Raw genomic sequence first — 22,668 nt, 5'->3', positions numbered from 1 at the left:
GCGTTCGCTCGCCGTTTCGGTTCGGAATTGACTACTCGTCGATTTCGCTGGCAACCTGTTCGAACGCCGCCAGAATCACCTGTTTGGTCGCGTAGCCCTCAGTCGTCCAGTGGTGGGCGTAGTCCAGCATGTCGTCGTAGATGTCCGGCTTACAGCCCGCAGCGCGCGGGTGGCCGCCGCCGTTGACCAGTCCCGCCACCTCGTGTGCGCGCTCGAACCCGTCGCTGCCGCGGATGCTGGCGCTGCCAGCGGGTTTGACGATGACCGCGGCGTCGGCACCCTCCTCTCGAAGCGCCTCGGCCACTTCGTTTTGCGAACAGCGACCGTAGGTGACGCCGACGGTCCACGGGCCGACCGACTCCATCTCGGCGCGGTCGACTGCCGCCTCGATGAGCTGCTCTTTCTCGACGCGACGCTGGTCGAGATAGTCGACGACGGGGTCGGGCAGCGCCGGGCCGTACCGCCCGACGACGGTCACGTACTCCTCGGCGCTGGCCCAGTGGGCGTAGTCGGCGAGGTCGTCGCTCCGGGCGTCCTCCCGAATCCAGAGGTCGTGGTCCCGTGTGACCGCCGCGAGGTCGACGAGGTGGTCCGGGAAGTCGTAGTCCAGCGAGCGAAGCGTCACGTCGGCCGTACACTCCTCGTCGGAGTCGCCGACGACGAGGTCGGCGCCCGTCTCGCGAACCGCGGCGACAACGTCCTCGTCCCACTGGTGGTGGTCGAACCAGCGCACCGACTCGGCGCGGTCGACGATATCCTCGACGGCCGACACGACGCCGTCGTCGTCCGGGCAGAGGTCACAGATATAGACGTCGACGCCGGGGTCGGCGTACTCCGCCACTCGTTCCAGTGCGGCGTCCAGCGAGTGAGGACTCGCCGTGACGAGACCGACCGGCGACTCCTCGCGGTCCTCGTCGTCTTCGTCGTCTGCGTCGTCCAGTCCGGGGTCGGTCCGCGCGGCCAGCGATTCCTCGAACGGCGCTACGTCGAGGGCGGCGTCGTACACCTCGCGGACGAGGGCGACACAGCCCAGTCCGTCGGCGTCGCCGTCGGCGACGACGATTGCTTCGGCGCCCTCGATGGCCTCGCGGGCGCGTCGGTCAGCGTACTCCTCGTCGAGCGAATCGGGGTAGAAAAAGCCCGCACCGGGGAGGCGCGACTTCCGGGACAGCGAGAGTTCGTCGGTGTCGATGAGCGAATCGTCCATACCGGCCCGATGCGGGCCGGTGGGAAGTATTCCGCGGTCCGACCGTCAGGCGGCGTCGCCGCGCTCCTCCGCTTCGAGTTGGCGCACGGTCAACACGGGCACGGGACAGGTCCGCACCACGCGCTCGGCGACGCTCCCGATGAGAAAGCGGTTCTCGCCGTGGCGGCCGCGCGTCCCCATCGCCACCAAGTCGGCGTCGTTGTCGACGGCGTACTCCCGAATCTCGGTCGCCGGCCGCCCTTCGCGGACGGCCGTCGTCACGGACCGGTCGGTGGCGCTGGCGACGGATTCGAGGGCGTCACGTCCCGAATCGTCGAGTGCGTCCCGCATCTCCTCGCGCACCTGTTCGGGCGAGGCCGCCACCTCGCCCTCGTCGACCACGTAGAGGGCGTGGACGGCGGCGTCGAATCGCTCGGCCAAATCGAGTGCGACGTCGACGGCCCGACGGACGCTCTCCGAGCCGTCGGTGGCGATGACGATGGTGTCGAACGCGGGCATACGCCCGCTTTCGGCCGGTCCGGGTATAAACCCGCCGTCGCTGGGGGGAGCGTTTTTGCCCGTGGCCCGCACACGCCTCGCTATGTCCGAATCGCTCTCGCCCTCGCTCGTCCTCGTCCCCGTCGACGGGAGCGAGGAGTCGCTCACGGCGGTCGAGTACGCCACCACCATCGCCGACGAGTACGACGCCGCGGTCCACGCACTCTACGTCGTCAGCGAGGACGTGGCCCGCGCCATCGACTCCGGCGCCGTCGACGACGAGTCGGTCGCGGCCGACACCGAGGCGTTCATGCAGGCCGTCACCGACCGCGTCGACGAGGCGGGCGTCCCCCTCTCGACGTCGATGGCTTACGGCTTCTCTACCCGCCAGCTCTCCCGGCATCCGGGAAGTGTCGTCCTCGACACTGCGGAAGAACTCGGCGCGGACTTCGTCGTCGTTCCGCGAGAATCCCTGTCCGGCGACGCCGACGAAGTGCTCGCGAAGGCCGCCGAATACGTCCTCCTCTACGCGACCCAGCCAATCCTCTCAGTGTAGGCGAATCGTCATCTCGTGTTCGAAGCTCTCGGTGTCGCTCGCTCGGAACCCCACCTTCTCGTAGAGGCTGATTGCGGGTTCGTTCCAGCGCTCGACCGTGAGCCACACGCGTTCGACGCCCGCCGCCTCCCCGGCGCCGAGCAGCGTCTCGATGAGGTGGGTGCCGATGCCCGCGCCCTGATACGCCTGCAGGACGAAGATGGCGAGTTCCGCGGCCACCATCGTGTCGTCGCTGTCGGGGACTAGCGTGGCGTGGCCGGCGATATCGTCGCCGTGGCAGGCGACGACGTTCACCGTTCCGTCGCCGGTTATCGAGTCCAGCCAGTCGGCGATGCGGTCTTCCCCCGTGGGCGGGATGCCCTGTGCCCGGTCGGCCGGGTCGAAGGCGTCGTACATCGCTTCGAGCGCCTCCCGGTCCCGGTCGGGGTCGTACCGGCGCACCGTAATCGACCGTCCCTCGCGGTCCTCGGCCGTCGTCGGCGGCGTCGGGAACGGGCCCGCCGGGTCGTCGGGGTAGCCTCTGTCGGTGGTCATCTGACGAGCGTCACCGAGACGTGCGAGTTCAACAGGACGAACTCGGCGATGCCGCCGAGCTTTATCTTGCCCATCGGACTCGTCTCGCCGCCGCCGAGGACGATGCGGTCGAATCCGTCGCGTTCGGCCAACTCGACCAGTTGACTCCCGGGGTCGCCCTCCAGATGGCGAATCGTCGCGGTCACGCCAATCTCGTCGAGCACCGACTGGACCCGCGCTTCGATTTCCTCCGGGTCCGCGTCGGTCGCCGGGTTCCGGAGAATTGCGACCGTCAGGTCGTCGCCCGTCTCGGCGGCGCGGTCGACCGTCCCCTCCAGGGCGCGGATCGAGTCGTCGCTGCCGCCGATGCCCAGCAGTAGCTTCATGCCATCCACGTCGGCAGCGCGGGTAAAAAAGGACGCGGGACCCGTCTGACGCCCGACAGACACCGACGGAACCCTTTTCCACCGGCGCGCGGAATCCGGGCGTATGAGCGACGATTCGACGGCTGACGGGCCCGACGACCCGGACCCGTCCCCTTCGTCCACCGGCGACGGCGACGCCGCGGCCGCCCACGCCGACGTGCCACCCGACGTGCGCAAGTACGAGCGATTCAAGAAAATCGACGGGTCGGAGTACGACCGCGTCAACGACTTCCTCCGCGACCGCACCTACATCACCGCGCGCGAGTGGGCCATCGCGCGTCTCTGCGTCGACTTCCGCACCGAGACGGGCGTCGAGATGACGAAAATCGGCGAGAACCTGCCCGAACTCGTCCCCTTCATGACCGACACCTACTCGCCGCAGGCGGTCAATCAGGCCCGCTCCGCCTTCGAGGACAAGGTCCAGAAAGCCGGCGCGACCTTCCTCTACGGCGCCATGTCCGGTTTCTTCACCGCCGAGGAACTGGACGAGATGATGTACGAGGTGACCGAGGTAGCCAAATTCTTGCTGGAGGTCGAGGGCGTCGACCTCTCCGTCGCGGAGGAACTCGACGCCGAGGACCGCATCTCCGAGGTCATGCGCGAGGTGCGCGAGTCGAGCGAGACGCTCCGCGACGACCTGGACTAGCGCACGTTCTTGCCGTCGGTCGACCCGAAGGTGTCCATCGCGCCGTCGTAGACGCGGTCACCGCGACGGAGCGTCCACTCCGGGAACACGCCCTCTAACCCCTCGAACGGCGTCCACCCGCACTTCGAGTGGAGTCGCTCGCCCGCAATCGACCGCGAGCGGTCGAGGTCGTAGAGCGCGAGGTCGGCGTCCATCCCCGCCTCAATTTTCCCTTTCCGGTCGAGGTCGAACGTCGCCGCCGGCGCCGCCGCCGTCAGGTCGCGGACGCGTTCGACCGTCAGCGGCCCGTCGAGCGTCTCCGCGAGGAGGAGCGGCACCATCGTCTCGACGCCGGGAACGCCGCTCGGCGCGTCCAAGAGCGTCGCCTCCTTCTCCGCTTTCGTGTGCGGGGCGTGGTCGGTGGCGATCAGGTCGACGCGGCCGTCGACGACGCGGTCGTAGAGGGCGGCGCGGCGCTCCTCGCTTCGCAGCGGCGGATTCATCCGGCCGTACGTGCCGAGGTCGTCGAGGTCGGCCCGCGACAGCAGGCAGTGGTGGGGCGTCACCTCGCAGGTGACGGTGTCGGGCGCGTCGGCGACGATGTCGACCGCCTCGGGCGTGCTGGTGTGGGCGACGTGGAGGCGAACGCCCGCGTCGGCCCCGACTTCCACCGCGCGCTCGACAGCCGCAATCTCCGCCTCGGCGGCGCGGTAGGCGCTCCACGCGTCCGCATTGGCGTCGTGGCCCGTTCCCGACCCGGCGTCGTCGCGGGCCGCGTCGTCGAACAGCGTCGCGTCCTCGGCGTGGACGGTGACGGGCACGCCCGCCTCGGCGGCGCGGTGGACCGCGTCCTCGAACCGGTCGCCGTCGATGCCCATGTCGCCGGTCGAGTCGGCGAGAAACACCTCGCCGAGCGCGAACACCGGGCGGTCGAACAGCGTCTCGGGGTCCCAATCCGGCGTGACGCCGCCGTTGATGCCGTAGTCGACCAGCGAGTGCTGGGCGAGCAGTTCCTTCTGGTCGTAGGCGGCGCCGGTCGTCGTCGGCGGGTCGGTGTTCGGTTGGTCGACGACGGTGGTGACGCCGCCCGCGGCGGCGCTCTGTGACCCCGTTCGCCACGTCTCCTTGTGTGGTGCGCCCGGTTCGCGGAAGTGGACGTGCGCGTCGACGGCGCCCGGCAATAGGAGTCGTTCGCGAGCGTCGACCGTCTCCGCGCCGTCGGCCGCGAGGTCGCTGCCGACGGCGTCGATTCGCTCACCCTCGATGCGGACGTCGCGGACGCGGCCGTCCGCGAGTGTCGCGTTCCTGACGAGCATACCCCCACCTGTTTCCGTGCCGCCCTAAGTCTGCCCGTTTCCGGGGCCGCCGTTCCCGCCGGGGCGAGTCGTTATACTCCTCCGCGCCGCACCGACACCATGGTCACGGTTCCGGCCTCGACGCTCGCCCACTACTCGCGGTTCTCCCGCTACAACTCCCCCTACCCCGGCCACGACGAGGGCTGTGCCATCGACCTCTACCCCGATTCGAACCGGGGCCTCTCTCCCGTCGCAGGCGAGGTGCTCGACACCCGGACCGTCGGCGCGCCCACGCGCCCCTACGCCGCCGCCGAGGACCACCTGATTCTGCTCGATACCGGCGACTACGTCGCCCGGATTCTCCACGTCGACCCCGCAGTCCGTGCCGGTGACCACGTCGACGTCGGCGACTCGCTCGGCGAACTCGTCCGCTCGGGCTTTTTCGCGCCGTGGGTCGACAACCACGTTCATCTCGGCTTTCGCCCGCCGGACGCGAACCCCTACCGCGCCGCTGGGTCGCTCCCGATAGAGACGCCAGTCGACGTCCACGCCGCCGACTGGGACGGCACCGGCGTCGTCCGCGAGACGGGCGAGACGTACGCCCTCCTCGATGCGCCTGCACACCCCGACCCCGGCACGTGGGCCGGACTCGCCGCCGCATCGGGAGTCGCTCTGGACGGTGGCTGTCCCCACTACGGCGGCGGGGGCGTCCTGCCCGCAACCGACGGTCCGGTCACGGTGGCCGGCGAACGCGTCGGCGTCGCCAGCGGCGGGGGCGTGACGTGGGACGCCGTCACCGTCGCGGCGAACGGGACTCCCATCACGGGACTCTCGCTCTTTCTCGCCCGCGACGAACTCGGGACGAAACTCGTCTGCCCGGACCACGACTTCGCCGTTGGCGACCGGGTGTCGGTGTCGGTGCGACGTGAGTGATGGCCGTCCGTCGCCGACCACGGGGGACTTTTCACTATCCCTGCCGAACGGGTGGTACGATGAGTGAGGACCCCGACGCGTCCGGCCGTCCAGCCGACCGCCGATCCCCGGTCGGCGAACCTGTCGTTCGCGCCGACCCGTCGGTCACTGGGGAACGGGCTACCGACGCCGTCGGATTCGACCCTGACGACCCCGAGAGCGTACAACTCGCCGCCGACACCGTCCGGTCGTTCGCCGAGAACACCGTCGGCTCCGAGGACCACGTCTACATGCTCCGCGGCGCCGCCGCCTGTGCCGCATTGGTTCGGGGCGTTGGCTCCTACAAAGCCGCCGCAGAGCGTGCCGGTGGCGACGTCTCCGTCTCCTTCATCCGGAAGTGGGCGCGCGTCCACGACCTGCCACAGGCGATTCGCCGGCACGTCGCCCGGGGTACCATTGCCCCCACCGCGGCGAAACACATCGCTCGCGTCTCGGGCGACGACCGCTACGCGCTCGCGTGGGCGACGCTCGAACACGAACTCACAGTCCGCGAAATCCGCCGCCTCGCCAGCGAGGTGAGCAACGGCACGTCCGTCGAGGACGCCCTCGACGACCGGGGGCTCACCCTCGGCCGCATCGCGTTGACGCTCCCGCCCGACCAGTACATCGAGCTCCGACGCCGGGCGTCCGTCGAGAACGTCACGCCCGACGAGTTGGTGGCGGAGGCGCTGGACGAGTATCTGGATTTGTGAGCCTCGCGGACTCTTTTCACTGAAGCCGACTCACAAGTCCCGTGACCGACGACGCCACGCATCCGAAAGAGCGTGGAGAGCGCAGTGAGGCCGCCGTACTCCACGAGTTCCTACGCCGAGGCTGTCCAGTCCTTCGACCGTTCGGCGATAACCAGCGATACGACCTCGTCGTCGAGGTCGGCGCCTCGTTCTACCGGATACAGGTCAAGACGGGGCGTCTCGAAAACGGCCGCATCCAGTTCGAAACGAGGAGTACCGGAACGCGAACCCGCGCTATCGACAAAGAGGGATACGAGGGACAGATCGAGGCGTTCGCAGTCTACGCGCCGGCGACCGACCACATCTACGTGGTGCCGATTTCGGACGCACCGAGTACGAGTATGGCACTTCGAGTCACGGACCCGGACAAACTGTCACCGAACATCAACTGGGCGGACGATTTCGGCGTCGGGGAGTGGATTTCGTCGCGAGCGTAGGACGCTCATCGTAAGTGTTTACACCTCTCCCCCCAACGTCCAGATGAGGGCCGGTAGCTCAGTCAGGCAGAGCGTCTGGCTTTTAACGCGTCTGCCCGATTCCCCGGGCGGTTGCGGAAGTCACCAGACGGTCGGGGGTTCAACTCCCTCCCGGCCCGTTTTCCTGCGAACGACGTGAGCCAACGAGCGACGGCGCCAGCGCCCAGTCTGTCGTTCACGCGCTCTCGTTTGCGACGACAGGATGCGGCGAATACCTTTATTCCATTGCGTCGTGGTCGCCTCGCAACAGCCGGAGTCGGACACTGTTGCCACCGAGACTGCTCGTCTCGAATGACAGTTCACCGCCGTACAGTTCGACTGTCCACTTGACGAGCCAGAGGCCGAGGCCGCTCCCGTGGTGTGTCGGTTCGATGTTGGCGTCGCCGCGGATGACCGTCCGCTCGTCGGCGGGGATTTGCGGTCCGTCGTCGTCGACGTATATCTCCACCCAGCCATTTGGACCATTGTCTGTCACTTGCACGTGGACGTACGGCGTCGCCGCCGGGTTGTGTTCGATGGCGTTCGTGACGAGGCTCTCGATGGCGCGCCGGAGGCGGCTGTCAGCGCTCACGAGCATCGAATCCGGGAGTGTCATCCGAATCTCCGCCGACGGGTAGCGCTGTCGGTAGTCGGTAACGACTCGCTGTATCAGCGGCACACAGTCGATGACGGTATCAACCGACTCTGCGGTGATGACCGACTCGATATCTATCGCCTCTTGTGTCAGTGTCTCCAGTTCGTGGGCGGCGTGTTCGACCTTGGCCGCCGCGTCGACCTGTTCGGATGTCTGGTCGTCGAGTGCGTTGAGAAGCCGTGTCATGTTGCCCGTGATGACGTTGACGGCGTTCCGGAGGTTGTGCCGGAGGACGCGATTCATGACCTGTAACTGGCGTTTCTGTCGCGTAATCTCGGTCAAGTCGGTGTAGATGGCCATGCCATCGGCGGCGATGGCCTCGTCGCCGTACGGCACTCCACGGTACAGAAACGTCCGGAGGCCGTCGGCAGTTTCGCGTCTCACCTGCTGGTAGTTGACTTCGCCCGCCGCCGTCCGCTCGTTGAGGCGAGTGGCTTCCGCCCGGTTCCAGTCGGGAACGATTCGGTCGTCGAGCGACTCGCCTTCTAACTTTGCGGACTCGTAGCCAAACACGTCCACGAACGCATCATTGACGTGGCATACGAGTGGCTTCCCGTCAACGAACTCGAACTCGACGATAGCGTCCCGAACGTGGCTTATGAGTGTCTGGTAGCGCGTCTCGGCGTCGTCGGCCACGCGCTTGACACTGGGCTCATCTGTCATTCGCTATCATGCCATTGTGCGTGGTCCTCTCGAGTGGGGCAGACGGTGTTCCGGTCACGTCCGGTGATTTAGCAACGGTCAATTGTCGGGTACCTTGCGCGCTCTCGGCACGGAACACTTGGTCCGCGGCTCCGGCATAGAACGCGGCGAACGCGTCGTCGACAGTCTCCCCATCGACGACGTTCAACACTGTGTCCGTCGCTTCGAAGACGCTCTCGTCATTCTCGTAGCGGGCGGCACGTGCCTGCTCCTCGCCGAGCACCTCGATTTCGGCGGCGATATTGCCGACGATGAGTAGGGGGTCGTCGCGGCGGCGGGCTGTCTCGGCGTTGACCTCGCCCAGCGACCGCTCGGTCAAATCGAACACGTTCGAGTTCGGCGCCCACGCGTCGAAGGCATCGAGGACGAACAATCGGTCCTCGCGCAGTGCGGCGTTGAGCGAATCGTCGCTGCCGTCGAAGGCCGCCTCAAGCGTCCCTCGCGTCAGTCCCGGTGGCGGCGTGAGCGACACCCCATGTCCCGCCGTCAGCGCCGCGACGACTATCTGTGCAACGGCGTCGTTGATGTCGACACTATCGGCGTGCAGGACGGATTGTCCCCCTTCGATCAACCCATCACATGGGTCGTCGACGCCCCCGAGCCCTGTCGGGAGTCGTGGCGCGTCGGAGCGAGTCGTACTAACCGACGAGAGTGCGTCTTCGACTTCGCGGAGCATCGCGGTCTGCTCGCCTCGGGCGTCGCGAATTTCGACGATGCTGTCCTCGATTTCGGCTGCCCGGTCACTGACGTGTTCGGACCGTGCAGCGATTGTTTCGCTCGACTCCGCGAGGTCATCGGTCGCCGTCGACACCTGTTTGACGTCGTTTGCCGTCTCTTCGACCGTTTCCGCGACGGCTTCGAACTCGTCCATCGCGTTAGCGACGTTGTCGGCGCCGGCCTCGATTTGCTCGGTCGTCTTCTCAAGTTGGGCGACCGTCTCGTCTGCCGCGGCCTGCACCTGTTCGAGCGCCGACTCGATGGTGTCCGCCTGTTCCTGTGATTCCGCAGCGAGCGTCTTGATTTCGTCGGCAACGACTCCAAACCCTTCCGTCTCGCCGTCGTCGTCCGCCCGAGCGGCCTCGATAGAGGCGTTCAGCGCGAGCAGATTCGTCTGTCGCGCAATGTCGTCGATGCCGGCGAGTGCCGTCTCGATGGTGTCGATTCGGTCGTCGAGACGGCTCATCTCTGTCGCCAACCGCTCGCTTCGCTCCCGAACCGTCTCGATGACTTCCTTGGCTTCGACTGCCGCCGCTCGACCCCTCTCGCTCCGGGCCGCCGCCGCCTCGCTTCGCTCGGCGACCTGTTCGGAACTGGCGGCGACCTCTTCGATGGTCGCGCTGAGGTCTGACACTTCGGTCGCAACCCGGTCGAGTTCCGCAACCTGCTCGCCCGCCCGGTCGTCGATGGCGACCAACTGACCGTCGACCGTCTCAGAGGCAGTCCGGACGCCCTTGACCGCGCCCGTGGCGTTCGCTATTGCCCGCCCGTTGCTGTCGCTGTCTGTCTGATTCTCACTCATATTACAAATATTTGGATAAAAGTCCGATAGTAGTGCAATCGTTTTGTATTTCTGGATTCGCCTGTGTCATTTTCATATAGTGGGTTCAATAACGAACTGTATATGGTTTTGTGCGGTCGCAAGTGTTGCAGGAATTTTCCGTCGGCAGCGGAGTCGTCACTTTGCCCCGTTCGGGCACCGCCTGCGTCGGACTCTGGGGGTTGTGCGGCGGGCGCCGGCTGATTACTCTTCGAGTCGCTCGCCCTGATAACTGCCCTCGTAGGTGCCGTCGTGGTTCGCCTCGGCGAACACCAGCTGCGCGATGCGGGCGCCCGGTTCGATTTCTATCGGGCGGTGGACGGCCAGCAGCCCCTCGCCGCGGCCCTCGTAGCCGGCGTCCCAGACGGCGGTGTGAAGCATGCTACCGTTACGCATGAGCGACGACCGGGGGTAGACGAAGCCGATGTGGCCCTCTGGTATCCGAATGCGCTCGCCGTAGCGGGCGATGTACCCGCCGGGGTCGAGGACGTACGCCTCGGCGTCGGGGTCCGTGTCGAGTTCGCGGCGGTCGGCGACGTGCTTGCCGTCGCGGCCGATGCGTCCTCGCTCGGTCGGTTCGAGAATCGCGTCGACTGTCAGGTCGACGCCGTTCGGTTGGACCTGTTCGGGCGTGACGGGGGTGAGGTGGTCGGCGACGAACGACCCGGCGCGGAACATGCGGGTGAGTCGACCAGCGGCGACAAAATCGTGGCGGTCCGGCCGTCTCCAGCGTCCGTTGGGGCGCGTAGCGCGGTCAACGCGGGTTTTATATCCATCGGCGCGGCATATCTGGACGTTATGGGACAGACGCTTACGGAGAAAATCCTCGACGATCACCTGGTCGAGGGTGACCTCGAACCCGGCGAGGAAATCGGGATCGAGATCGATCAGGTGCTCACACAGGACACGACCGGGACGATGGTATGGCTTCAGTTCGAAGCGCTCGAACTCGACGAAGTCCAGACCGAACTCGCGGCCCAGTACTGTGACCACCAGACCTACCAGTTCGACTTCAAAAACACCGACGACCACCGCTTCCTCCGGTCGGCCGCCGGCACCTACGGCGCGTACTTCTCTCGCCCGGGCAACGGCATCTGCCACAACGTCCACAAGGAGAACTTCGCTGCGCCCGGGAAGACGATGCTCGGTTCTGACTCGCACACGCCGACCCCCGGCGGCCTCGGCGAACTCGCCATCGGCGCCGGTGGCCTCGACGTCGCCGTCGCGATGGGCGGCGGTCCGTACTTCGTCGAGATGCCCGAAGTCGTGAACGTCCGCCTCGAGGGCGAGCTCCCCGACTGGGCGAGCGCGAAGGACCTCATCCTCGAACTCCTCCGTCGCCTGTCGGTCAAGGGCGGCGTCGGCAAGGTGTTCGAGTACTCCGGTCCCGGCGTCGAGAGCCTCTCGGTGCCCGAACGGACCACCATCACGAACATGGGGACGGAGCTCGGCGCGACCACCTCTATCTTCCCGACCGACGAGCAGACGAAAGATTATCTCGACCGGCAGGGACGCGGCGACCAGTTCGTCGAGCTCTCGCCCGACGACGACGCGGAGTACGCCGACGAAATCGTCGTTGACCTCTCCGACCTCGAACCGCTCATCTCCTGTCCGTCGATGCCGGATAACGTCGTGCCCGTCCGCGAAGTCGCGGGCACCGACGTCGAACAGGTCATCATCGGCTCCTGTACCAACGGTGGCTACGAGGACATCCTTCCCGCCGCGAAGATGGTCGAGGGCCGCGAGATAAAGAAGGACCTCGAAATGATCGTCGCCCCCGGCTCGAAGCAGGCCGGCGAACTCCTCGCCCGCGAGGGCTGGACCGCCGAACTCATGGCCGCGGGCGTCAACGTCTCCGAGGCGACGTGTGGGCCGTGTATCGGTATCGGCCACGTCCCCGCCTCCGACTCCGTCTCGCTCCGAACCTTCAACCGCAACTTCGAGGGGCGGTCGGGCATCGAGAACGACTCCGTCTACCTCTGCTCGCCGCAGGTCGCCGCCGCCGCGGCGCTCAAGGGCGAAATCGTCGACCCGCGTGACCTCGCCGACGAACTCGGCGACATGGACGCACCGGGCGTCGAACTCCCCGAGAAGTACGACGGCTCGAAGGCCGACATCATCCGCCCCGACGAGGCCGTGGACGACGAACTCATCAAGGGACCGAACATCGGCGACGTGCCGCTGAAGGACCCGCTCGGTGCTGACATCCACGGTGAGACGCTCCTGAAGATGGGCGACAACATCACCACCGACCACATCATCCCGGCCACCTCGGACATCCTCAAGTTCCGCTCGAACATCGAGCGACTCTCCGAGTTCACGCTCTCGCGCGTCGACGACACGTTCGCAGAGCGCGCCAAGGCGACGGACCACAGCGTCCTCGTCGCCGGCGAGAACTACGGGCAGGGCTCCTCCCGAGAGCACGCCGCGATGTGCCCGATGTATCTCGGCGTCGAGGCCGTCCTCGCGCAGTCGTTCGCCCGCATCCACAAGGCGAACCTGTACAACTTCGGCCTCCTGCCGCTGACCATCGACGAGGAGACCTACGACCGCATCGAACAGGGCGACGACATCGAAGTCGTCGACGACGTTGCCGCCGCCGTCGAGAACGGCGCCGAGGAGTTCACGATTCGCGTCAACGGCGACTGGGAGGCAACCGCCCAGTTCGACGCTTCCGAGCGCGAGCGCGAAATCCTCGCCGCCGGTGGCAAACTCACGCTCACGAAACAGCAGTACGCCGACGACGCCAGCGGCGCGTCCCCCGCAGACGACTAGTCGCGCGAGCCACGACGGCCCGCGTGACGCCCGTGCGTTTTTGAGGCCATCCCCCGTAGCCGAGGCGTGGCCATTCCGACGACGCCCGCCGACGTGACCATTCGCGACGCCGAGGCGGCCGACCTGCAGTCGGTGGTCCGCATCGAGCGCGAAGCCTTCGACCAGCCGTGGCCCTACACCGCCTTCGAGCATTTCCTCGGCGACCCCGGCTTCCTCGTCGCGACCCGGGGCGGCGACGACGGCGCTGCTTGGACCGACGCCGTCGTCGGCTACGTCGTCGCCGACGCGACGCCCGACTTCGGGCGCACCATCGGGCACGTCAAAGACCTCGCCGTCGCCGAACCCGCCCGCGAACGGGGTATCGGGCGCTCGCTGCTCGTCCGCTCGCTGCTCGCCCTCGCCATCGAGGGCGCGGACGTGGTGAAACTCGAAGTCCGCGAGGGCAACGACCCCGCGCGAGCGCTGTATCGCGACGTGGGCTTCGAAGTCGCGCGGCGGAACCCCCACTACTACCGCGACGGCGAGGACGCCCTCGTGATGGTTCTCGACCTCCCTGCGTGGCGCGAACCGGACGCCTGACCGCCACGCTCATACGTCTCACGCCCCCTCCCGAAGGCATGGGATACGCCTGTCCGGTGTGCGAGACGCCCCAGCGAGACGGTGAACATCTCGCGAACCACCTCGCCTTCACCGCCATGCTCCACGGCGACGCCCACGAGCGATGGCTGGACGACCACGCCCCGGACTGGAGCGAGCAGGGGGCCGCGGAGTTGGCACCTGTCGCCGTCGACCACGCCGAGGAAGTGCCCCACGAGACGGTGTTCGAGGATACGACCGACGACCACGCCCACGACGCCCCGTCGACAGCATCCGTCGAAACCGAGGCGCTCGACCCGGCCACGCTCGACGGCGACGCGAGTCGAATCCTCGCGGAGGCCCGCGAGATGACGCAGGCGATGTTGGACGCCGGGGACGACACCGAGGACGACACCGCCGCGGACGACACCGAGGACGACACCGCCGCGGACGACACCGAGGACGACACCGCCGCGGACGACACCGCCGCGGACGATAACAAGGCGTAAGCCGTCGCCGCCGAAGGGTGGCGTATGGAGACCGAGGGCGTATTCGACCCCGAGACGCTCGCGGACGCCCGCGAGGCCTACGAGTCGGTCGGGCCGGCGGCACAGACCGTCGTCCGCGAGGTGGCGACAGCGATGGACTTCGACCGCCCGGAGTATCAGGAGCGCGTGACGAGCGACGTGGTCGAGACGGCGCGTGACGCCCTGTTCGCGTCGCTGCTGACCGTCACCGTCGCGGACCGCGAGGCCTTCGACGCGTGGCGCGAGGACGCCGACGTGACCGTGACCGTCCTCGGCAGTCAGGACGTGGACCGAGTCGTCTGGCACGTCGCGCCGTTCGCGGACGAGGCGGTCGCCGCCACCTTCGAGAACGAACGCGACGCGGCCGTCGCGACGCTCCGCCGGCAGGCGTTCGGTCGCCTGTACGCCGACCGCCTCTAGCGGCGAAAGGCGTTTCACCCCGCCACGCCAACCGCGCTCGTGCGACCCATCACACGCCGCGTGCTCGTCGGCTTCGCCCTCGTCTGTCTCGGGTTGCTCGCGCTCGGTGCCCTCCCTTCCTTTCTGGGGACCGGCGACCCGTACTACCTGACGGCGACGCCGACGGAGGCCGACGGGCCGGCGGTGAACGCCACCAACCTGACCGAGCGTCGCTACCCCTATCTCACGACGGCCGTTGAGACGGGGCGCTCGGAGCCGTATCGCCGCGGCCCGGTCGGGCTGAAGGAGGCCTTCACGCACTCGCCGTTCGACGAGCACGAGGGGTTGGTGGCGCGAAATCCCGACGCGAGACGCGACGACGGCGTCCTCGTACAGGTGGACGACCAGCGCTATCTGGTAACGGTGACACGATGAGCGACGACCACGACTGGCCGGTGCTCGAATCCGTCACGGAGTACGAGACGGGGTGGTACACCGGCGGCTACGACCTGGTCGAACAGCCTGACGGCTCGACGAAGCGCTACTACTGGGCGGAACTCCCGCCCGCGGTGGTCGTCGTCGCCGTCGTCGACGACCACCTCCTGTTCGTCGAGCAGTACCGGCCGACGATTCGCGAGACACAGCTCGAACTCCCCGCGGGGGTCGTCGAGGACGGCGAGTCGTTCACGACGGCGGCGGCCCGCGAACTCCGCGAGGAGACGGGCTTTGCCCCCGACTCGACGGCGCTTCTCGACGACTTCTGGACGGCAACGGGCGTGTTGCGCCACCGGCGCGGCATCGTCTTCGCGGAGGGACTCACGCCCGTGGACCGCGACCTCGACGGCAACGAGTTCCTCACGCCGCAGGCGATACCCGTTTCGGAGGCGGTCGACGTGGCGCGTCGCGACCCGACCAACGACGCCACCATCGAGGGCGTTCTGTTGGCCCGCGACGAGGGGTTGCTGTAACCCCTGCGCCGGCGAAATTCGCCGCCCGAGACGGGTGGGAAACGGTTATATGAAGCAGTCGGCAAAACCCGAGTAGATCAACCACCATGGGACTCACACTCACGGAGAAGATTCTCGAAGACCACCTCGTAGACGGTGAACTCGAGCCGGGCGAGGAGATTGGCATCGCCGTCGACCAGACCATCGCACACGACCTGACGGGGACGATGGCGTGGCTCCAGTTCGAAGCCCTCGGCCTCGACGAAGTACAGGTCGAGGTGGCCGGCCAGCACTGTGACCACCAGACCTACCAGCCGGACTACAAGGTATCCGACGACCACCGCTTCCTCCGCTCGGCGGCCGGCACCTACGGCGCGTACTTCGCGCGACCGGGAACTGGCATCCTCCACCAGGTCCACAAGGAGAACTTCACGGCGCCGGGCAAGACGCTCATCGGCGCGGACTCCCACACACCGACCGCCGGCGGCCTCGGCTGTCTCGGCATCGGCACCGGCGGCCTCGACGTGGCCACTGCGATGGGCGGCGCGCCGTTCTACCTCGACGTGCCCGAAGTCGTGAACGTCCGCCTCGAGGGCGAACTGCCCGAGTGGTCGACGGCCAAAGACGTCATCCTCGAACTCCTCCGCCGGTTCTCCGTCAAGGAGGGCGTCGGCAAGGTGTTCGAGTACACCGGCCCGGGCGTCGAGACGCTCTCGGCACAGGAGCGCACCACCATCACGAACATGGGGACGGAACTCGGCGCGACCACCTCCATCTTCCCCTCCGACGAGCAAACGAAGGAGTTCTTCGAGCGACTGGGTCGCCCGGAGGACTACGTCGAACTCGCGCCCGACGAGGACGCCGAGTACGACGACGAAATCGTCGTCGACCTCTCGGAGATCGAACCCCTCATCGCCTGCCCGTCGATGCCGGACGAAGTCGTTCCCGTCCGCGAGGTAGCGGGCATCGACACCGACCAAGTGCTCGTCGGCTCCTGTACCAACGGCGCCTACGAGGACATCCTGCCGGTCGCGAAGATGCTCAGCGACCGCGAGGTGGCGAAACAGACGGAGATGATAATCGCACCGGGGTCGAAACAGGCCTCCGAGATGCTGGCGCGCAACGGCCTGACGGCGGAACTGATGGCCGCCGGCGTCAGCATCTCGGAAGCGACGTGTGGCGCCTGTATCGGCGCAGGCCACGTCCCCGCCTCAGACTCCGTGAGCGTGCGCACCTTCAACCGCAACTTCGAGGGGCGGTCGGGCATGGAAGACGACGCCGTCTATCTCTGCTCGACCGAGGTGGCGGCGGCGACGGCGCTCACCGGCGAAATCACCGACCCGCGTGACCTCGACGCCGACATCGACGCGCCCGGCTTCGAGTACCCCGAGCGCTACATCGGCGCCAGCGAGGCGGACATCATTATGCCGGACCAGTCGGTCGACGACGGCCTCGTCAAGGGGCCGAACATCGACGAAGTGCCGCTGAAGGACCCGCTTGGGGGCTCGCTCCGCGGCTCGGCGCTCCTGAAGATGCCGGACAACATCACCACCGACCACATCATCCCGGCGACTCAGGAGGTGTCGGTCTACCGCTCGAACGTGCCGAAGCTCTCGGAGTTCACCCTCAAGCGCGTCGACGAGACGTTCGCCCAGCGCGCTGCTGACGCCGACGGCGGCTTCCTCGTCGCCGGCGAGAACTACGGACAGGGCTCCTCCCGGGAACACGCCGCGCTCTGCCCGATGTATCTCGGAGTTCACGGCGTCCTCGCGCAGTCCTTCGCTCGCATCCACAAGTCCAACCTCATCAACTTCGGCCTACTCCCCCTGACCATCGACGAGGAGACCTACGACCGCATCGAGCAGGGTGACGACATCGAACTCGTCGAGAACGCCGTCGAGGCCGTCGAGAGCGGCGCCGAGGAACTCACGATTCGCGTCAACGGTGATTGGGAGGCGACGGTGGGACTGGACGCCAACGAGCGCCAGCGAGAACTGCTCGCCGCCGGCGGCAAACTCCCGCACACGCGCCAGCAGTTCGCCGACGGCGTCGGCGAAGAAGCGTAGTTACGCCGACTCCAGTCCCCACGCGACGCGGTCCCACAGGCGTTCGTATCCGTAGTACGTCCCCGTTTTGACGACGTTGGCGACGAGGCCGATACTCGCCGCCTCGCTCACGTCGCCGACGATGGCCCACGCGACCACGATAGTGATGGCGACCATCAACAGCCGGTAGCAGAGCGTCTTCGCCAGCGCTCGCGACCACGACTGCCTGGGCCGCCGAACGAACGAGGTATCCATACCCGCCGGTACGGACGCCACTCACCTAAACGTAACTACTAGGAGTAACGTTCCCAGAAATTAGTAACCACAAAGGGTTATTTCATATCCGATACAGCGCGGGTCGACCTTATTCGAGGTCGGGGCGCGAGAGTTCCGTGTACTTGGCGGTCAGGAACTCGAGCAGGACGGGGGTGCCCTCCTCGTTCTTCTGGACGGCGCGCTCGATGGCGTCGGAGATTTCCGACGGGTCCTCGACGCGTTCGCCGTAGCCGCCCATGGATTCGGCGAACTCGGCGTAGTTGCCCGAGAACGGCGTGTCGTAGCTCGCCATCTCGAAGTTGTTGAGCACGACGGCGATGATCGGGATGTCCTCTCGGACGGCCGTCTCGAAGTCCATGCCGACCATGCCGATGGCGCCGTCACCCATGACGTGGACGCAGGTCTTCTCCGGCTTGGAGAGCCTCGCACCCATCATGAGACCCAGCCCGTAGCCGAGCTGCGTCGTCTTGCCCCAGCCGAGGTAGGAGAGCGGCTCGGTCACGTTGAAGAACGGCGCCATGAAGTCACGCGCGTTGCCGGCGTCGGCGGTGGCGACGACTTCCTCCTTGTCGAGGGTCTGGTCGAGCTCGTGGACGACGCGGTAGGGGTTGATGGGCGTCTCGTCGGATTCGAGCACGTCGCTCCAGTCGTCGAGCCACGCTTCCTCGATGTCCGCGATTTCGCTGGTCACCTCGTCGTAGCGACCGAAGTCGGTGTCGTCGATGCGGCCCTCGATTTCGTCGATGAGGGCTTCGAGGACGAGCTTCGCGTCGCCGATGACCGCAAGGTCGGACTGGTAGTCCTTGTCGACGTCGCCGGGGTCGTTCGTCGAGTGGATGAGGGTGTTGTCCTCCGTCGGCGGCGTGATGCCGTACGCCGTCTTGGTGAAGCTGCACCCGATGCCGAAGAGCACGTCGGCCTCGTGGACGAAGTGGTTGAGCTGGCGCGGTTCGCTCTTCGACCCGGCGCCGAGCGAGAGCGGGTGGTCCTCGGGGAACGCGCTCTTGCCGTTGAGCGTGGTCGCGACCGGCGCTTCGAGGAGTTCGGCGAGTTCCTTCAGGGGCTCCCACGCCTTGGCGTAGTGGACGCCCTGCCCGGCGTTGATGACGGGGAGGTCGGCGTCGAGAAGCGCGTCGGCGGCGTCGGAGATGGCTGCCGGGTCCGGGCCGGACCGCGTCGACGACGTGGGCTCGTAGTCGATGTCGCCGACTTCCTTGCGGAAGACGTCTTTCGGAATCTCGACGAGACCGGGGCGCTGACGGCCGTTACGCGCTGCCTGGAACGCGCGCCGGATGGTCTCTTCGACGGCGTCGGGGTCGGTCAGCTGTTCGGTCGTCTTCGTCACGTGCTGGTAGTTGACGAGCGAACTGAACTTCGGGTCCGTGTTCGTCTTCGCACGGGAGTAACCGGCCGGGAGCGCGACGAGCGGTGCCGACTCGGCGTACGCCTGCGCGATGCCGCCCACGGAGTTCTCCGTTCCGGGGCCGTGCTGACAGGCGAAGGCCTCCACCTGATCGCCCGAGGTGATTCGGGCGATGCCGTCGAGCATGTGCGCGCCCGTCCGTTCCTGGCGCACGACGATAGAGCGGATGCCCGCTTCCTCCGCTGCGTTGTCGTCGAACAGGGGATTGCTCGGGAACCCAATCAGGTGTTCAACACCTTCTTCTGCCAATATGTCGGCGATGGCATCTGTTACATTCATCGTATAGGCCAACATGACCCCCCGGGGTTGTAAAGTTAATTTTTATTAAAGATAAGGACATACACCTAATCAGCCATCGTCATTTGTCGAACTATTGAGGACAGACGGCTAAGCGACAGTCGTCATCTGACGAAAAGTTGAATACGCCGACTCTGGATTTCAGACATATGTCCGACAGGCCGCAGCTCGAGCGACTCTGTGTTCACGAGACGGTCGACCAGAAGATTCCCGCCGAGGCGTTCGCCGAGGCGTTCGCCGACCTCGACGTGCCCGTCGAAATCGTCGGCGACGACGCGGAGTTCGACCGCACCGACGCCGTCGCGTCGTTCCGTCCCCGCGAGTCGTTCCTCGACGCCGGATGGACTCACTGCATCCGCGCGGGCTACGACGAGTTCGACACCGACGCCTACGAGGCGGAAGGCGTCCCCCTCACCAACAGCACCGGCATCCACGATACGACAGTCGGCGAAATCGCCGTCGGCTACATGGTCTCGCTGGCGCGGATGCTCCACATCTACCGCGACCACCAGGGCGACAACGACTGGTACGAGCCGACCTACGAGCGACCGTTCACCGTCGAGAACGAGCGACTCTGTGTCGTCGGCCTCGGGACGCTCGGCCAAGGCATCGCGAAGCGCGCGGACGCCCTCGGGATGGACGTGGTCGGCGTCCGCCGCTCCGAGGAACCCGTCGACGGCGTCTCCGAAATCTACCACCCCGACGACCTCCACGAGGCCATCGACGGCGCACGCTTCGTCGCCATCGCCGTCCCCCACACGCCCGAGACGGAGGGGATGTTCTCGACCGAGGAGTTCGACCTGATGCGCGACGACGCCTACCTCGTCAACGTCGCCCGCGGCCCCATCGTCGACGAAGACGACCTCGTCGCCGCCCTCGACGCCGGCGACATCGCCGGCGCGGGGCTGGACGTGTTCGAGACCGAACCGCTCCCCGAGGACAACCCGCTCTGGGACTTCGAGGAGGTCATCATCTCGCCCCACCGCGGCTCTGCCACGAACCGCTACCATCTCGACATCGCCGACCTCGTCACGGAGATTTTCCACCAGTACCAGGCCGGCGAGGACCTGCGCAACCGCGTCGCCTGATTCCAACAGCCTCCTAATCCCCCCACCCAATACCTCGGTCGATGGGTGGCCTCGCCGCGCTCGCCGGCTTGCTCGACCGCGCCGGCGTCATCGACCGCCGCCGCTTCCACGAGACGTTCGACCTCGCGTGGCCGCGCGTCCTCACCGGCCTGGCGATAATGTCGAAATCCACCGTCGACCTCGCGATGGTCGGCTGGGACGTTGGAACGGCGGCCGTCGCCGGACTCGCCTTCGCCAACGCCTACTGGCAAGTCGGGAAGTACCTCGGCATCGGCCTCGCGGGCGGCACGGTCACGCTCGTCTCACAGGCCTACGGCGCCGAAGACTACGAGCGCGCGAGCGCCACCGTCGCCGTCAGCCTCGTCGTCACGCTCGTCGTCGCGGCGCCGCTCGTCACCGCCTACGGCGTCTTCGCGCCGCGACTGGTGGCCGTCCTCGGCTCCGAACCCGACCCCCTCCGGCACGCCGCCACCTACCTCTCGCTCGTCGCGCCCGCGCTGCTCTTCGAGTTTCCGAACCTCATCGCCAGTCGCACCTACGCTGGCGTCGGCGACACCGTGACGCCGATGGCGATTCGGGGGACGGGCGCGCTCCTCAACATCGCCTTCTCCGCGACGCTCATCTTCGGCTACGGCCTCGGCGTCGCGGGCGCCGCCATCGGCACCTCGCTCGCCACCGGCGTCGTCGTCCTCGTCTTCGCGTGGGGGCTCTCCGGGCGGTCGTACGGCGGCTACGGCGCCTGCCCCGTCGCCATCTCTCGCGAGACGCTTCGCTTCGACGGCTTCGCCCCGCTCGCCCGGCGCTTGCTCGTCGTCTCCGCGCCCCTGATGGCCCGGCGGACCGCCGAGATGCTCGTCGCTTTCCCGCTTCTCGCCATCGCCGCCACCTTCGGCCCGGCCGTCGTCGCCGCCTACGAGGTGGCCCGCCGCGTCCGCACGCTGATAGACAGCCTCTCGTGGGGCTTCTCTATCGCCGCGAGCACGCTCGTCGGCCAGCGTCTCGGCGCCGACGACGAGGCCGACGCCGAGGCGTACGCCCTCGGCATCATCCGCCTCTCGATAGTCGTCTATCTCGTCGCCGCCACCGTCGTGCTCGCCGCCTCGCCGTGGATTGCGGGGCTGTTCGTCGACGACCCGGACGTCGTCGCCGTCGCCACGCCCTTCGTCGCCGCCGCGGCGCTCAGCGTCGTCTTCCTCGGCGTCGACGGCGCGGCGACGGGGACGCTCCGGGGTGCCGGCGACACCGGCTATCCGTTCGTCGTGTCGCTGTTCGGCCGCTACGTCTGTGCGCTCCCCATCGCGGCCCTCGGCGTCGTCACGGCGCTCGGCCCGACGGCGCTCCTCGTCGCCCTCGTCGTGGAAACCGTCGTCCCCGCGGCGCTGAACGTCCGGCGGGTGCGCTCGAACCGCTGGAAGGCCGTCGGGCGGGCGCACGCGTCGACCAGTTAGCTCTCGTAGGCCGACTCGAAAAACGCCCGCTCCAGTTCGACGGTCCGCCGGAACAGGTCGTCGAGGCGGCGCTGGCGGTCAGCCGAGGCCGCTGCTCCCTCGCGGTCGAGTTCGGTTCGGAGCCAGTCCACGAAGTCCACGAACGCCGGGTTCGCGTGCAACTCGACCCACTCTCCGAGGTAGAACGGTTCGGGAATCGGCTCGGAGACACTCGTCGCCCACGTCTCGTACACCCACTCGGCGGGGACGAGGACTGCGAGCGTCTCGGCGTACCCGCCCTGTCGCCCCGCGCGTTCGAGCAGGTCGACGAACGCCCGCGTCGTCGGCGCCCGCGACGCGTCCGGGTCTGCGTCCAGTGCGTCGAACGATCGCTCGAAGTAGTCGTTCTCCTCGTCGGTGAGCGTCCCGAGGAAGTCGGCGAACCGCCCCTTGGCGGCCATCGACGGCGCCTCACCCAGCGCGTGGCCGAACGTCCCCGTCAGCGTCGCTACGAAGGCGTAATCCTGCTCCAGATACCGCCGGAAAACGTCGGGGTCGACCTCGCCGGCGCCGAGTTCGCGGACGAACCGGCCGTCGACCGCCGCACTCCAGTCGGGTTCGGAGCCCTCGCGGAGCCAGTCGGTGAACCGGGCGTCCTCGCGCCCGTTCGCGTACGCATCGAAGGTGTCGGGGACGGTCATGTGCGTCGGTCCTTCCGCGACCCTCATAGTTCCTCCT

The 22,668-nt window shown here is 67.3% G+C and carries 25 protein-coding genes and 1 tRNA gene; 15 read left to right on the top strand and 11 right to left on the bottom strand.

Going from position 1 to position 22,668, the window contains the following annotated elements:
• Positions 1-31: 31 nt before the first annotated feature.
• The gene (locus BLU18_RS06945) at positions 32-1,207 is read right to left on the bottom strand and encodes a DHH family phosphoesterase (protein WP_092633273.1); all 1,176 of its coding nucleotides are present in this window, start codon (positions 1,205-1,207) and stop codon (positions 32-34) included.
• A 45-nt stretch (positions 1,208-1,252) separates the two neighbouring features.
• Positions 1,253-1,705: a universal stress protein gene (locus tag BLU18_RS06940; protein WP_092633271.1), complete on the bottom strand. Its 453-nt coding sequence runs from the start codon at positions 1,703-1,705 to the stop codon at positions 1,253-1,255.
• Positions 1,706-1,787: 82 nt separating this feature from the next.
• Between BLU18_RS06940 and BLU18_RS06935 the strand changes: the two genes are divergently transcribed.
• Positions 1,788-2,240, top strand: coding sequence for a universal stress protein (locus BLU18_RS06935; RefSeq protein ID WP_092633269.1), 453 nt, complete (start codon positions 1,788-1,790; stop codon positions 2,238-2,240).
• Here the strand turns inward: BLU18_RS06935 and BLU18_RS06930 are convergent.
• Complete coding sequence (locus BLU18_RS06930; RefSeq protein WP_092633267.1) at positions 2,232-2,774, bottom strand: GNAT family N-acetyltransferase; 543 nt, start codon at positions 2,772-2,774, stop codon at positions 2,232-2,234. The two genes, BLU18_RS06935 and BLU18_RS06930, sit on opposite strands and share 9 nt — an antisense overlap.
• Positions 2,771-3,139, bottom strand: coding sequence for a universal stress protein (locus BLU18_RS06925; protein WP_092633265.1), 369 nt, complete (start codon positions 3,137-3,139; stop codon positions 2,771-2,773). Before BLU18_RS06925 ends, BLU18_RS06930 begins: the two co-directional genes overlap by 4 nt.
• 103 nt (positions 3,140-3,242) lie before the next feature.
• Between BLU18_RS06925 and BLU18_RS06920 the strand changes: the two genes are divergently transcribed.
• Positions 3,243-3,824 carry a DUF5806 family protein gene (locus tag BLU18_RS06920; protein WP_394327331.1) on the top strand — a complete coding sequence of 194 codons (582 nt, stop codon included), beginning with the start codon at positions 3,243-3,245 and terminating at the stop codon, positions 3,822-3,824.
• Here BLU18_RS06920 and BLU18_RS06915 read toward each other — a convergent pair.
• Positions 3,821-5,119: a dihydroorotase gene (locus BLU18_RS06915; RefSeq protein ID WP_092633263.1), complete on the bottom strand. Its 1,299-nt coding sequence runs from the start codon at positions 5,117-5,119 to the stop codon at positions 3,821-3,823. The two genes, BLU18_RS06920 and BLU18_RS06915, sit on opposite strands and share 4 nt — an antisense overlap.
• 99 nt (positions 5,120-5,218) lie before the next feature.
• Between BLU18_RS06915 and BLU18_RS06910 the strand changes: the two genes are divergently transcribed.
• The 4 genes from BLU18_RS06910 (at position 5,219) to BLU18_RS06895 (ending at position 7,396) form a co-directional block, all read left to right on the top strand.
• A complete protein-coding gene (locus BLU18_RS06910) occupies positions 5,219-6,031 on the top strand; it encodes a DUF8155 domain-containing protein (RefSeq protein ID WP_092633261.1) in 813 nt (270 codons plus the stop codon).
• Positions 6,032-6,090: 59 nt separating this feature from the next.
• Positions 6,091-6,762 (top strand): DUF7119 family protein, encoded by a 672-nt coding sequence (locus tag BLU18_RS06905; RefSeq protein ID WP_092633259.1) that lies wholly within the window; start codon positions 6,091-6,093, stop codon positions 6,760-6,762.
• A gap of 41 nt (positions 6,763-6,803) precedes the next feature.
• The gene (locus tag BLU18_RS06900; RefSeq protein ID WP_092633257.1) at positions 6,804-7,238 is read left to right on the top strand and encodes a group I intron-associated PD-(D/E)XK endonuclease; all 435 of its coding nucleotides are present in this window, start codon (positions 6,804-6,806) and stop codon (positions 7,236-7,238) included.
• Positions 7,239-7,285: 47 nt separating this feature from the next.
• Positions 7,286-7,396 (top strand) — tRNA-Lys (locus tag BLU18_RS06895).
• A 98-nt stretch (positions 7,397-7,494) separates the two neighbouring features.
• On the opposite strand, the gene BLU18_RS06890 is transcribed toward BLU18_RS06895, so the two are convergent.
• The 3 genes from BLU18_RS06890 to BLU18_RS06880 form a co-directional block, all read right to left on the bottom strand.
• Positions 7,495-8,574, bottom strand: a complete 1,080-nt coding sequence (locus BLU18_RS06890; RefSeq protein WP_092633255.1) for a PAS domain-containing sensor histidine kinase — start codon at positions 8,572-8,574, stop codon at positions 7,495-7,497.
• On the bottom strand, positions 8,564-10,132 hold the full coding sequence (locus tag BLU18_RS06885; protein ID WP_092633253.1) for a methyl-accepting chemotaxis protein: 1,569 nt from the start codon (positions 10,130-10,132) through the stop codon (positions 8,564-8,566). Before BLU18_RS06885 ends, BLU18_RS06890 begins: the two co-directional genes overlap by 11 nt.
• A 222-nt stretch (positions 10,133-10,354) precedes the next feature.
• Positions 10,355-10,828 carry a deoxyuridine 5'-triphosphate nucleotidohydrolase gene (locus BLU18_RS06880; RefSeq protein ID WP_092633251.1) on the bottom strand — a complete coding sequence of 158 codons (474 nt, stop codon included), beginning with the start codon at positions 10,826-10,828 and terminating at the stop codon, positions 10,355-10,357.
• Positions 10,829-10,948: 120 nt separating this feature from the next.
• On the opposite strand from BLU18_RS06880, the gene BLU18_RS06875 reads away from it, so the two are divergent.
• The 7 genes from BLU18_RS06875 (at position 10,949) to BLU18_RS06845 (ending at position 17,440) form a co-directional block, all read left to right on the top strand.
• Positions 10,949-12,925 carry an aconitate hydratase gene (locus tag BLU18_RS06875; RefSeq protein WP_092633249.1) on the top strand — a complete coding sequence of 659 codons (1,977 nt, stop codon included), beginning with the start codon at positions 10,949-10,951 and terminating at the stop codon, positions 12,923-12,925.
• 66 nt (positions 12,926-12,991) lie between these two features.
• Positions 12,992-13,504, top strand: coding sequence for a GNAT family N-acetyltransferase (locus BLU18_RS06870; RefSeq protein ID WP_245697895.1), 513 nt, complete (start codon positions 12,992-12,994; stop codon positions 13,502-13,504).
• A 38-nt stretch (positions 13,505-13,542) separates the two neighbouring features.
• Positions 13,543-14,010 (top strand): DUF5810 domain-containing protein, encoded by a 468-nt coding sequence (locus BLU18_RS06865; RefSeq protein WP_176791193.1) that lies wholly within the window; start codon positions 13,543-13,545, stop codon positions 14,008-14,010.
• A 24-nt stretch (positions 14,011-14,034) separates the two neighbouring features.
• Positions 14,035-14,448, top strand: coding sequence for a DUF5809 family protein (locus BLU18_RS06860; RefSeq protein WP_092633245.1), 414 nt, complete (start codon positions 14,035-14,037; stop codon positions 14,446-14,448).
• A 39-nt stretch (positions 14,449-14,487) separates the two neighbouring features.
• Positions 14,488-14,862, top strand: coding sequence for a hypothetical protein (locus BLU18_RS06855; RefSeq protein WP_092633243.1), 375 nt, complete (start codon positions 14,488-14,490; stop codon positions 14,860-14,862).
• Positions 14,859-15,395 carry an NUDIX hydrolase gene (locus BLU18_RS06850; RefSeq protein WP_092633241.1) on the top strand — a complete coding sequence of 179 codons (537 nt, stop codon included), beginning with the start codon at positions 14,859-14,861 and terminating at the stop codon, positions 15,393-15,395. Before BLU18_RS06855 ends, BLU18_RS06850 begins: the two co-directional genes overlap by 4 nt.
• An 86-nt stretch (positions 15,396-15,481) precedes the next feature.
• Positions 15,482-17,440, top strand: coding sequence for an aconitate hydratase (locus BLU18_RS06845; RefSeq protein WP_092633239.1), 1,959 nt, complete (start codon positions 15,482-15,484; stop codon positions 17,438-17,440).
• Here BLU18_RS06845 and BLU18_RS06840 read toward each other — a convergent pair whose 3' ends face one another.
• Entirely contained in the window at positions 17,441-17,674 is a 234-nt protein-coding gene (locus BLU18_RS06840; RefSeq protein ID WP_092633237.1) for a DUF2061 domain-containing protein, read from the bottom strand.
• Between the two features lie 109 nt (positions 17,675-17,783).
• Positions 17,784-19,397, bottom strand: a complete 1,614-nt coding sequence (locus BLU18_RS06835; RefSeq protein ID WP_092633649.1) for a thiamine pyrophosphate-requiring protein — start codon at positions 19,395-19,397, stop codon at positions 17,784-17,786.
• 167 nt (positions 19,398-19,564) lie between these two features.
• On the opposite strand from BLU18_RS06835, the gene ddh reads away from it, so the two are divergent.
• Together ddh and BLU18_RS06825 are read left to right on the top strand one after the other, a co-directional pair.
• A complete protein-coding gene (gene ddh, locus BLU18_RS06830; RefSeq protein WP_092633235.1) occupies positions 19,565-20,503 on the top strand; it encodes a D-2-hydroxyacid dehydrogenase in 939 nt (312 codons plus the stop codon).
• A gap of 41 nt (positions 20,504-20,544) precedes the next feature.
• Entirely contained in the window at positions 20,545-21,951 is a 1,407-nt protein-coding gene (locus BLU18_RS06825) for an MATE family efflux transporter (protein WP_092633233.1), read from the top strand.
• Here BLU18_RS06825 and BLU18_RS06820 read toward each other — a convergent pair.
• The gene (locus tag BLU18_RS06820) at positions 21,948-22,658 is read right to left on the bottom strand and encodes a TenA family protein (protein WP_092633231.1); all 711 of its coding nucleotides are present in this window, start codon (positions 22,656-22,658) and stop codon (positions 21,948-21,950) included. The two genes, BLU18_RS06825 and BLU18_RS06820, sit on opposite strands and share 4 nt — an antisense overlap.
• Between the last annotated feature and the right edge of the window lie 10 nt (positions 22,659-22,668).

This window comes from Haloplanus vescus (genome assembly GCF_900107665.1).
Classification (GTDB): Archaea; Halobacteriota; Halobacteria; order Halobacteriales; family Haloferacaceae; genus Haloplanus; species Haloplanus vescus.
The sequence above is the reverse complement of the archived record's forward strand: the minus strand, read 5'-3'. Positions and strand labels throughout refer to the sequence as shown.